7 protein-coding genes are annotated in these 12,471 nt (G+C 42.7%); 4 read left to right on the top strand and 3 right to left on the bottom strand.

Annotation, left to right across the window (positions count from 1 at the left end; all coding sequences use genetic code 11):
• Nucleotides 1-298: 298 nt before the first annotated feature.
• The 3 genes from EPX21_RS20385 to EPX21_RS20375 all read left to right on the top strand — a co-directional run bounded on the left by EPX21_RS20385 (nt 299) and on the right by EPX21_RS20375 (nt 3,362).
• Nucleotides 299-583 (top strand): HU family DNA-binding protein, encoded by a 285-nt coding sequence (locus EPX21_RS20385; RefSeq protein WP_013664426.1) that lies wholly within the window; start codon nt 299-301, stop codon nt 581-583.
• Nucleotides 584-608: 25 nt separating this feature from the next.
• Nucleotides 609-1,451, top strand: coding sequence for a tetratricopeptide repeat protein (locus EPX21_RS20380; protein ID WP_134091504.1), 843 nt, complete (start codon nt 609-611; stop codon nt 1,449-1,451).
• A gap of 357 nt (nt 1,452-1,808) precedes the next feature.
• Nucleotides 1,809-3,362, top strand: coding sequence for an Rne/Rng family ribonuclease (locus EPX21_RS20375; RefSeq protein ID WP_134091503.1), 1,554 nt, complete (start codon nt 1,809-1,811; stop codon nt 3,360-3,362).
• Between the two features lie 99 nt (nt 3,363-3,461).
• Here EPX21_RS20375 and EPX21_RS20370 read toward each other — a convergent pair whose 3' ends face one another.
• Together EPX21_RS20370 and pnuC are read right to left on the bottom strand one after the other, a co-directional pair.
• A complete protein-coding gene (locus EPX21_RS20370) occupies nt 3,462-4,010 on the bottom strand; it encodes an AAA family ATPase (RefSeq protein ID WP_134091502.1) in 549 nt (182 codons plus the stop codon).
• On the bottom strand, nt 3,992-4,591 hold the full coding sequence (pnuC, locus tag EPX21_RS20365; RefSeq protein ID WP_134091501.1) for a nicotinamide riboside transporter PnuC: 600 nt from the start codon (nt 4,589-4,591) through the stop codon (nt 3,992-3,994). Before pnuC ends, EPX21_RS20370 begins: the two co-directional genes overlap by 19 nt.
• Nucleotides 4,592-4,949: 358 nt before the next feature.
• On the opposite strand from pnuC, the gene carB reads away from it, so the two are divergent.
• Nucleotides 4,950-7,766: a carbamoyl-phosphate synthase large subunit gene (gene carB / locus EPX21_RS20360; protein ID WP_134091500.1), complete on the top strand. Its 2,817-nt coding sequence runs from the start codon at nt 4,950-4,952 to the stop codon at nt 7,764-7,766.
• A gap of 127 nt (nt 7,767-7,893) precedes the next feature.
• Here carB and EPX21_RS20355 read toward each other — a convergent pair whose 3' ends face one another.
• Nucleotides 7,894-12,468, bottom strand: coding sequence for an efflux RND transporter permease subunit (locus tag EPX21_RS20355; protein ID WP_134091499.1), 4,575 nt, complete (start codon nt 12,466-12,468; stop codon nt 7,894-7,896).
• Nucleotides 12,469-12,471 lie beyond the last annotated feature (3 nt).

The raw sequence follows: 12,471 nt of genomic DNA, 5'->3' as shown, positions 1-12,471 counted from the left end.
GAAAACTCCTCTGGAGTTTCCCACATTCCAACATCTTAATCAACAACAATAAAAGTGTCTACTTTTTTTAGGACATGACAGTAGCCGGCAACTAACAACCGGTAACCGATAACCAATATGCTAACGGCTTATAAATTAGCTGAATAGTTTAATTTTTTGCCTTAAAGGCTTCGCAGACAGTTATTTTACATAAAAATTGAGGTTTTATTTTTGTAAATCATTTAAAAGCAATACTTTTGCATCCCCAAATCGAATGATCTGGCAGTAGTTAACGAAAAAACAATTAGAAGAATATAACATGACTAAAGCAGAAATTATCGCAGAGATTTCTAACAAGACAGGTTTAGAAAAAGTAGATGTACAGGAAACTGTTGAAGCATTTTTCAAAGTAGTAAAAGGAGCTATGGTGGGCGGCGAGAATGTTTACGTTAGAGGATTCGGTAGCTTCGTTGTAAAAAAAAGGGCTAAAAAAACTGCTCGTAACATTTCAAAAAACACAGCTATTATTATTCCGGAGCACTTCGTTCCTAGCTTTAAACCAGCAAAGGTTTTTGTTGAGAAAGTAAAAAACGGTAATAAATAATCTGCTTTAATCGGATATATTAATCATGCATAAAACAAAACAAATAATAGTCATTGCGCTTGTAGTTGTACTGATGGGAGTATTGATGGCGCAACCTATTAAGGGTTTGGTTAAACGTGATAATACCGAACAAGAACAGGAAGCTACTACAAACACGGAGACCGAAGCTGTTAACTTAGCGTCGGTCTCTACTATTGCAAAGCAAGGGCTAAACGCCAACTTGACAAAAGAAATTGCGGAGGTTGAGGCCGCTTTATCCAACAGTAGTGGAGAGGAGCGACTGAACTTACTTAAAAAATTAGCAGGTCATTGGGATGACGTTGCGAAACCTGCTCCCTTGGGTTTCACTTATGAAGAAATCGCTAAATTAGAGCCTTCGCATGACAATTGGCTGAAAGCGGGAGACGCTTTTACTGCCGCCTATGAGAATTTACAGGATACCGTGTTGGCCCCCGCACTAACCCAGCATGCACAACAAGCATATCAAAAAGCACTCGATTTAAATCCTAAAAGTCTAGACGCTAAGGCCGGTTTAGGAACGGCAATCGTCAATATAGGTGGCGCACCTATGCAGGGGATCGCCCTATTGATGGAGGTCGTTAAAGAAGATCCCAAGAACCTGAAGGCAAATACAAGCTTGGGGATGTTCTCAATGCGGTCCCGTCAGTTCGATAAAGCCGTAGACCGGTTCAAAACAGTTATTGAAATCCAACCAAGTGCAGAGGCTTGGTTTTATTTAGCCACAAGTTATGAAAATATTGGCTTGAAGGCTGAGGCTATTAAAGCTTTTCAACAAAGCAAAACGATAGCAGCAGATCCAAGCTTATCCCAGTTCATCGATCGCAAGATTGATGAATTGAACAAGTAATTAAAATAATTTATAAAACATTTAAAAATTTAAGCTATGCCAAGCGGAAAAAAAAGAAAAAGACATAAAATGGCTACTCACAAACGTAAGAAACGTTTAAGAAAAAACAGACATAAGAAAAAATAAGCGCATTTTCAGGCGTGCCATTATCCGGTAGCCTGCATCTCACGAACTGAGGTGCAGGCTATTGTGGTTGTTGGCAAGTTTTTTCCTATCATGGACCGCCTATAGGCTGGTTTATGTTGTTGTCTGTTTTTTTATTGAACAATCTTATGGTTTAACCGAAAGAGGCATGACGGAATGGGTATAATTTTTTACTGCCTGTATCCGTTGCGGTCTTTCTAAAGAAAGTAGCTGTTGGTAAAGGAATTAATAGTAGATTCTTCCCCAGAGGCGGGGACAACTATTGCTTTACTACAGGATAAACAGCTTGTTGAGTTAAATAAGGAACAGGTAAATAATAATTACGCTGTTGGCGACATTTATTTGGGCAGAATAAAGAAGATCATGCCCGGATTGAATGCCGCTTTTGTAGATGTGGGCTATGCGAAGGATGCATTTTTGCATTATCTGGACCTAGGACCACAGGTACAATCGCTCATAAAGCTTACCAAATTAGTAAAGAATGGCAGTTATAAAGACAAACTGCTCAATAGTTTAAAGCTAGAAAAGGACATCAACAAATCGGGCAAAATTTCCGAGATTTTGAGTCGAAATATGTTGCTGCCGGTACAGATTGCTAAAGAGCCAATCTCAACCAAAGGGCCGCGTTTGAGTTCCGACTTATCTATTGCTGGAAGATTTGTTGTTTTGGTGCCCTTTTCTGACACGGTTTCTATCTCTAAGAAAATTAAAAGTAACACCGAGAGAAACCGGCTTAAAAAAATTGTTGAGGCAATAAAACCTCAAAACTTTGGCGTTATCATTCGTACAGTATCAGAAGGCAAGGGGGTAGCAGAGTTAGAGAAGGACCTTCGGGATTTAATCACCAAATGGGAATCCTTTACAAAGCGCCTGGCTTCCACCGATCCGGCTAAAAAGATATTAGGTGAAATGGATAGAACATCTACCATTTTGCGTGATATATTGACTGACGAGTTTTCTCATATTTATATTAATGATCCTATCATTTATGAGGAAACGAAGTCTTACATTCAGGGAATTTCTCCCGATCTGGAAAAGATAGTAAAGTTGTATAAACACAAAGATCCTATCTTCGAACATTTCGGTGTAGAGAAACAAATAAAGGCCGCTTTTGGAAAAATAGTGAACCTGCAGGGGGGAGCGTATCTAGTGATTGAACACACCGAAGCGCTACATGTTGTCGATGTCAATAGCGGAAATCGTACGGCTAACAAAGAAAATCAGGAAGATAATGCGCTCCTCGTGAATAAAGAAGCTGCGAAAGAAATTGCTCGTCAACTTCGATTGCGCGATATGGGCGGTATCGTAGTGGTTGACTTTATTGATATGCATAAGCCGACCAATCGGAAGGAGCTGCACGACTACTTGAAGGAGTGTATGGGTAATGATCGGGCTAAACATACGATTCTTCCCCCTAGTAAATTTGGACTGGTTCAGATAACCAGGCAACGGGTTCGGCCCGAAATGACGGTCGTAACCAATGAGAAATGCCCCGCGTGCGGAGGAACCGGCGAAATTCGTGCGAGTATTGTACTGATGGACGACATCGAAAGCAATTTGAGTTATGTTTTACATGAACAGAACGAAAAACATATTACACTTTGCGTTCATCCATATATTGAGGCCTTTATAAAAAAGGGCTTGATATCGAGGCGAATGAAATGGTTTTTCCAATACGGAAAATGGATCAAGGTCAAGGCTATCTCATCATACTTTATGAATGAATTTCACTTCTTAAACGCCAAGGAAGAAGAAATAAAATTGTAAATAACACACATGAAGAAGCCCTGCTGTTTTATACCAGCAGGGCTTTTTTATTATTCGTTGCTCGCTCCTTTACTTGCGATCAAGTTTTCAAATCTCCTTTCAAATTCCAACAGATTTCAAAAAACTATCAACAGTCTTTTTAGCATTTAAAAAGCGTTCTTCTCCTAGGCCTGTAACGAGCTGGTAGCGCGCGTTCAACGCGCTCAACTCATTTTTCCAAACCTGTAGAAAGTGAGCGCGTTGTTCGGGTTCGGGGAAATCGCGCAGCGGGTCATCTTGCCAAGGCAAGTCGATGTCCATCAGTAGATAGAAATCGTAAGGATGCGTGTTTAAGGCCTGCTTTACTTCTAGCGGTGTATCCCCAAAAAGATAGTCGCACCAAACTTTTACTGTCAGGAACGTGGTGTCGCAAATTAATAGATGGTTGGCGGCCAAAGGCACTAAACTGCTTTCCAGGGCGATTTGACCGTAAAATATGTTTAGTTCATCCTGCAAAGTGTAAGCTCTGTTCAGATTCCGACAATATTCGCGTGAATATTCAGGTACACAAACAGTTTCATAGGCCTTAGCCAGATACGCCGATATGTTTGATTTTCCGGTAGATTCCGGTCCTACCACGGCAATTTTCATTATTGGTTTGTCTTCCATACACGCTTCCAATCTAAATAGCCCTTCCAGGCAATAATCGTTAAAATAGCATAAAGCACTGCAGTAAGCAGATAATCTTTATAGACAAAAAGAGGAATATATAAAATGTCCACAATAACCCACATCAACCAATTCTGCAATACTTTTCTCGTCATCAGGAACTGAGCAATGAAACTTATGGAAGCCAAGGTGCCATCAATAAACGCCACATCACTGTCGGTATAATGGTGTAAGAACAAGCCCAATAAAGCAGATAAGCATGCCGCAGCTAATACCGCTAGGCCCATCGCTCGTGAGGAAAGACGGACTACCGGACGCTGGTTTTCTTGCTTTACCTTTAACCAGTAATACCAGCCATAGATGGCGGTAAAAAGATAATATCCCTGCAAAGCCATTTCTCCATATAACTTCGCTTGATAAAATAGATAAGCATAGGCTAACACACTTAATATGCTAATTGGCCAATTTAAAATGTGTTGCTTGGCTGCCAAATAGATACAGACAAAGGCAGTGATAACCGCAAACCATTCCAGTATGGAGGTTTGAATGATTTGTGAGTAAAGGTGTTGAATAATATTCAAGCTTAAACAGGAATAAAAGGTTCTTGTCTACTATCCTAATAATATAAAAGGTATGTATTCATGGGGTCTGATCTCACAAAACAAGGACGTTTGCTTCGATATTATGCACTGTAGCCTATTGGTAATACTGAGATTTGTCATCACATAAAATTGAATACCCAAACTTAACGAAAAATGCCTTGCAATACAAGCTACTGTAGTCGCGCTTATTTTTTGTGATTTTTTAAATTATAAATCAAAAAAGTCCTATCTTTGCACTCCGACAAAGCAGTCGGAATATCTTCTCAATCATAGAGCTTTCCCGCACTGTTTTATCAAGACGTTCTTTTTGATAACTAATATTTTTTGAACATATAAAATGCCAAAAAACACCTCCATTCGCTCGGTGCTGATTATCGGTTCGGGCCCAATTATTATCGGACAGGCCTGTGAGTTTGACTATTCGGGTTCTCAAGCAGCTCTTTCACTGAAAGAGGAAGGTATTGAAGTTTCCATTATTAATTCAAACCCCGCGACTATTATGACCGATAAGGTCATTGCCGACCACGTCTATCTATTACCCCTTACCGTTGACAGTATTGAACAGATTCTTCAAGAGCGTCAGATTGATGCTGTATTGCCAACTATGGGTGGCCAAACAGCGCTTAACCTTTGTATTGAAGCGTCCAATCGCGGTATTTGGGAAAAGTATGGCGTAAAAGTAATTGGGGTAGATGTCGCCGCCATTGAAAAAACAGAAAATCGGGAAGCATTCCGCCAGTTGATGATCGATATCGGTGTCGGCGTAGCAGAATCTAAGATAGCAAATTCTTTCTTAGAAGGTAAAGAAGCAGCACAACAAATCGGTTTCCCCCTTGTTATACGCCCGAGTTACACATTAGGAGGAACCGGAGGCGGCTTCGTTCACAAAAAGGAAGAATTTGAAGCGGCCTTAAGTAGAGGTCTACAAGCATCTCCTACGCATGAAGTGCTTGTGGAACAAGCGGTTTTAGGATGGAAGGAATATGAGTTGGAACTTCTACGTGATAACAAAGATAACGTGATTATCATTTGTTCCATTGAGAACTTTGACCCCATGGGTATTCATACCGGTGACTCCATAACGGTGGCTCCGGCCATGACGCTGAGCGATACTTGTTACCAGGAAATGCGTAATCAAGCCATTAAGATGATGCGCGCTATTGGTAACTTCGCTGGTGGATGTAACGTTCAATTTTCCGTAAACCCGGAGAATGAAGACATTATAGCCATTGAAATTAATCCTCGGGTTTCCCGCTCATCGGCCTTGGCTTCAAAAGCAACGGGCTATCCAATTGCAAAAATTGCAGCTAAATTGGCGATTGGGTATAACTTAGATGAACTGGAAAACCAAATAACTAAAACGACCTCTGCCTATTTTGAGCCTACTTTAGACTATGTAATCGTCAAGTCTCCTCGGTGGAACTTCGCCAAATTCAAAGGTGCTAATCGGGAATTGGGCTTACAGATGAAATCAGTAGGCGAGGTGATGGCTATTGGGCGTACCTTTATCGAGGCCTTACAGAAAGCTTGTCAGAGTTTAGAAACCAATCGCTTAGGATTAGGTGCCGACGGCCGACAATTGCGTAACTTGGAGGAAATTATGCACAGCTTGGAACACCCAAGCAGTGGCCGCCTCTTCCATATTAAAGACGCCTTCGAAATGGGAGTACCTTTGGAATCTATCAGAAAAGCTACTTTGATCGACAAGTGGTTCCTTGTGCAGATCCAGGAGCTCGTAGAACTCGAAACAGAATTAAAGCGGTATTCGCTTTCCAATATACCGAAGGAATTTTTCCTGACCCTCAAACAGAAAGGGTTTTCTGACGGCCAGATTGCCTGGTTGCTAGGCAATGTGAGCGAAGATGATGTATACAACCGCAGGAGAGATTTGGGTATTAAGCGAGTATACAAAATGGTTGACACCTGTGCAGCCGAGTTTCAAGCAGCTACACCTTACTATTACTCTACTTTTGAAGAGGAAAACGAGTCGGTTCCTAGCGACAAAAAGAAAATTATCGTGCTGGGCTCCGGTCCGAACCGGATTGGGCAAGGCATTGAATTTGATTACTCTTGTGTACATGGACTGTTGGCGTCTAAAGAAGCTGGATACGAAGCGATTATGGTCAACTGTAATCCCGAAACAGTTTCAACGGACTTCAACATGGCCGATAAGCTTTACTTCGAGCCTGTTTTCTGGGAACATGTAAGGGAAATTATTGACTTAGAAAAGCCTGAAGGTGTTATTGTACAGCTTGGAGGTCAAACAGCGCTTAAAATGGCTGAAAAATTGAAGGAAACCGGCATTCGCATCATCGGGACATCGTTCGAGGATATGGACTTGGCTGAAGACCGTGGACGTTTCTCCGACCTGTTAAAGGAGCTGGATATTCCTTATCCGAAATACGGGGTCGCTGAAAATGCAGAAGAAGCCTTAAAAGTGGCCAACGAAGTGGGATACCCCGTGTTGGTTCGGCCAAGTTATGTATTAGGCGGGCAAGGCATGAGTATTGTGATTAATGATGAGGAGCTGGAAAAAGCCGTCATCAAAATCATGAAGAATATGCCGGGAAACAGAGTTTTGATTGACCACTTCCTTGATCGCGCCGAAGAAGCGGAATCTGATTCGATATGCGATGGTGAGGATGTACATATTATTGGGATGATGGAGCATATCGAGCCCGCCGGTATACACTCGGGCGATTCAAGTGCGGTATTGCCTCCTTTTAGTCTGTCGGCGGCCGTACAGGAGAAAATGGAAGAATACTCCAAAAAAATTGCAAAAGCGCTCAACGTCAAAGGGCTGTTGAACATACAGTTTGCAATAAAAAATGAAAAGGTATACGTAATTGAAGCGAATCCGAGAGCTTCCCGTACCGTTCCTTTTATTGCCAAAGCTTACGACGTGCCTTATATCAATATTGCTACTAAAGTAATGCTGGGCGAAAATAAGCTGAGCGATTTCAAAATCGAACGTAAGCTCGAAGGTTACGCTATTAAAGAACCGGTGTTCTCTTTTGATAAATTCCCTGACGTAGACAAGCAGCTCGGTCCGGAAATGCGTTCTACCGGAGAAGCAATCCGCTTTATTAAGAATTTGGATGATCCTTATTTTAGGCATCTATACGCCGAGAAATCGATGTATTTAAGTAAATAAAAAAGAAGACCCCGGCAATTCGCCGGGGTCTTCTTTTTTATTATTTACTCAAAGCTTTCGGTAATCAGCTTAGCCGACTGCTATTGTCTGAAAACCGATGCTGTTAGTTAATCTCTAATAGCTAAAATTACTGCCAGCCTCCACCTAATGCTTTATATAAGTTGACAACCGACTGAAGGTATTCTAAATAGGTGCTATTCAGGGTGATTTCGGCATCCAAAACATTTCGCTGGGAAGTAATAACATCCAAATAATTTGCTCTTCCCGCCTTAAAAAGTTCTGACGAAGCATCTACCGATAACCGGAGGGCATCTACTTCATGTTGGTTAAACGAGCGTCTGGCTCTCAAATGCCGCTGCGCATTGAGTTCCGTCTCTACTTCCTGCCAAGCTTTAAGCACCGTTTTTTCATATTCTTGGTATTCTATTCCCTTATTGGCCAACTCCTGTTCGTAGTTAGACCGAATCATCCGTTGATTAAAAAGGGGAGCGGTTAGTCCGCCGAGCAGTCCATACGCAACCGAACTCGGCGAAGTGACGAATAATTTGGACATATCAAATGATTGGAATCCGATATAGGGAGAAAAGCTCAACGACGGCAAGAAAGCCGCTCGGGCAGCTTTAACGTCCCCTTTTGCTGCCAACAGATTCAGTTCTGCAGCTCTTATGTCGGGACGAAGCGCCAACATTTTAGCGGGCAAGCCAACCTTAACAGCTTTTGCTAAGGGATAGGCTTCGAGTTCTTCGCGTCTCCGCTCGATTGGCGATGAAAACCGACCACACAGGAAATTCAGGTAATTCTCTTTGGAATTTATTTGCTGCAAGACCATTTCCTTTCTGCTTTTCGAGTTCATTAAGATCGCCCTCATCTGCTGTACGCCTAATTCTGTCGCTCTTCCTCCTTCTTTTTGAACTTGTACTAGTTCGTATGATTCCTGCTGTAAGGCTATATTCTTTTCTAAGATATACAACTCATTGTCTAAAGCGAGCAATTCAAAATAGGCGGACGCAATTTCGGCGATCAATTGGGTCTGCACGAGCTTTTGTCCTTCATAAGAAGCTAAAAATCGCGCAAAGGCCGCTTTCCTTCTATTCTTCAGTTTTCCCCAGATATCGATTTCCCAAGAGGCACGCAAGCCTAAAAAGTAATCAGGTACGGGGTCTGGAACTCGTTCGTCATCCTTTAAATTTTCGGAAAAATTGGTGTCGTAGTTCCCGATTCCGTCCATTGTATAGAATCCATATTTTCGAAGACCGGCCTCGGCAACGGCATTAATCGATGGGAATAATGCATTCTTACCCAAGCGCATATTAGCCCTCGCTATTTCGACACGATACAAGGCTTGTCTCATGTCGGGGTTATTTGCTAAAGCAGTATCAATGAGCTTTAATAAATATTCGTCCTGAAAGAAGCTTCTCCAAGATATCGTCGCCATCGACGCCGTATCGGACGCAAGGGTGTCTGTCTGATTTTTACCACGGTAATGTTCAGGCACTTTCCGGTGTATCGGTTCTATTTCCTTTTGCACACCACAGGAAGCGAATAATAGGATTCCCGCGATGGCAACGGCAACACCGGTCACTTTCTTAACTTTCTTTTTTTTCTTCATAGAGGCAAACAGCACATACAGCCCTGGAATGATAATAACACCGGCTATGGTACCTATTATCATTCCTCCGATCGCCGTTGTGCCGATAGATCTATTTCCCAATGCGCCTGCACCGGAGGCCATCGCCAATGGAATTAGCCCCGCTATAAAAGCAAACGAAGTCATTAAGATGGGGCGTAAACGTGCAACGGATCCTTCAATTGCTGCATCCAAAATTGACGCGCCTTGCTTGTGCTTTAAGAGAGCGTACTCGATAATGAGGATGGCATTTTTGCCTAAAAGACCAATCAACATAATCAAAGCGACTTGTGCATAGATGTTATTTTCTAATCCGAGCAATTTCAAAAACAAGAAAGCGCCGAACACGCCGGCGGGCAGACTTAAAATCACAGGTAATGGCAACAAGAAGCTCTCATACTGTGCACAGAGTAAAAGATAAACAAACAAAAGACATAAGGCGAATACGTATATGGCCTGGTTCCCTGATAAAATCTGCTCGCGCGTCATCCCCGACCATTCAATTTCAAATCCACGGGGCAAGCTCTCGGCCGCTACTCTTTCAACCGCTGCAATTACGTCTCCACTACTATATCCGGGCGCTGCATCACCATTGATCATCGCTGAGGTGAACATGTTGTACCTCGTCAATTGCTCCGGTCCATATATTCTTTCCATCTTAATAAAGCTAGAAAAGGGGACCATCTCTCCGGCTTCATTTTTCACGAACAAGCGTAAAACATCTTCTGGTTTTTCACGGTATCCGGGACCAGCCTGTACCATCACCTTGTACATTTGTCCGAACTTGATGAAGTTGGATGTATAAAAACTTCCCATTAAGGTTTGCAGCGTAGACATGGCGTTATCGACACTGATCCCCTTCTTCGCCGCTATATCGTAATCCACATTTATCAGATATTGCGGAAAGTTAGGGTCAAAACTTGTAAAAGCGCTTCCTATTTCAGGTGTTTTTTTCAAACTATTCATAAAAGTGTTTAACACATCGGATAGTTTGCTTAAGTCGTCGCTACCACTTCGATCTAACACCCGCAGCTCGAAACCACTTGAGTTACCGAAGCCTGGTACAGTAGGTGGCGGAAAGAACTCAATTTCCGCATCTGTAATCTTACTTGTTTCTTTTTTCAGCCTTTCAACCATATTTCCTACTGATTCCTTCCGTTCTTCCCAGCGTTTCAAATTGATCATTCCCATCCCATACGAAGCACCGGTAACTTCATTTACCAAACTATAGCCGGCAAGCGTCGAGACGCTTTCCACTGATTCCATTTGGCGGGCAATAGCATCTATCTCATCCAGAACAGCCTCCGTCCGCTGAACTGTTGCACCTGGTGGCGTCGTTACGTTTACGTAAATCATTCCCTGATCTTCCGTAGGTATAAATCCGGAAGGCAGGATGGAAGAAATACCCCACGTAGCAATGAAGGAAAGTACTAATATGGCCAATGTGATTACTCTCCGGCCTGCGATACGCCCAATGAGACCTGCATATTTTCCGGATATTTTATTGTAGACCTTATTGAATTTCTTGAAGAAAGTTGCCAATACACCCCGGGGTTCCGGCCTATTATGTGGTGATCGTAAAATAATAGCGCAGAGGGCTGGCGTTAAAGTGAGCGCATTGATTCCGGAAATAAGAATGGATCCTGCTAAGGTCAAAGAAAATTGTCGATAAAAGACTCCTACTGGCCCTGATAGGAACGCTACTGGCACAAACACGGCCGACATCACCAACGTAATAGCGATAATTGCTCCACTAATTTCTTTCATAGCCGCCAGTGTGGCCTCCATTGGCTGCATATGCTCTTCTTCCATCTTTACATATACCGCCTCCACCACAACAATGGCGTTATCCACCACAATACCAATCGCAAGGACCAAGGCAAATAACGTCAATAAATTGATCGAAAATCCGAGCATTTGCATACAGAACAATGCGCCAATCAAGCACACAGGCACGGCCAATGCGGGAACCAAGGTGGATCGAAAATCCTGTAGAAAGATGAATACAACAAGGAAAACCAATATAAAGGCCTCAACAAGTGTATGGAGCACCTCATTGATGGAAGCATCCAAGAACCGAGAAACATCGTAGCCCATGGTATATTTCATTCCCGGAGGGAAGGTAGTTCCTTTAAGTTCCTCCATCTTCGCTTTAATTAGGTCGATAACCTCGCTGGCATTAGAACCGGGCAATTGTTTAATCATAATGGAGGCAGAAGGCCGACCGTCCGCCTTTGATGACATCTCATATTCCAAGGATCCAAATTCCACATCGGCTACATCCCTTAAGCGTAAGATAGATCCGTCGGGATTCGCCCGTAAAGGGATGTTCTCATATTGTTCAGGACGGTCGAATTTACCGGGATAACGAAGCACATATTGCTGCATATTCACGCTCTTGTCTGACCCAATCCCTGTCTGACCGGGGGCTGCCTCCACATTTTGCGCCCGGATGGCTTTAATGACATCTTCGCTTGAGACCCGATATGCAGTAAGTCTATCCGGTTTTAGCCATACGCGCATCGCATAGTCTTTAAAGCCCATAATTTCAGCTCGACCTACGCCCTGGATACGCTTTAGTTCTTTTAAAATATTAATATCGGTGAAGTTATATATAAACCGCTCGTCTGCTGTTTCGTCGTCGCTATATATATTTAAGTACATCAACATACTGTTGACTTCCTTCTCGGTTGTAACCCCAGCTTTGATTACTTCCTCGGGCAGTTCATCTAAAACTGTTGTCACACGGTTTTGCACGTTGACCGCCGCAATATCCGGATCTGTTCCTACTTCAAAATACACTTGGATAAGCGTGTTGCCGTTATTTGTAGAGACGGAAGACATATATGTCATTCCCGGAACACCATTAATAGCTTTCTCCAGTGGAATTGCGACCGCATTGGTACTTACCTCCGCATTAGCGCCTGTATAATTTGCGTTCACCACCACAGACGGCGGGACGATATCTGGAAATTGAGTAACTGGTAAGGTGAAGAGCGATAACAGCCCTAGTAACGTTATAAATAGAGAAATGACCAGCGAGAGTACCGGTCGTTTTATGAAAATTTCAAACATGAT

This window comes from Olivibacter sp. XZL3 (genome assembly GCF_004368405.1).
In the GTDB taxonomy this organism is placed as follows: Bacteria; Bacteroidota; Bacteroidia; order Sphingobacteriales; family Sphingobacteriaceae; genus Olivibacter.
This window is presented reverse-complemented; position numbering and strand designations above follow the sequence as displayed.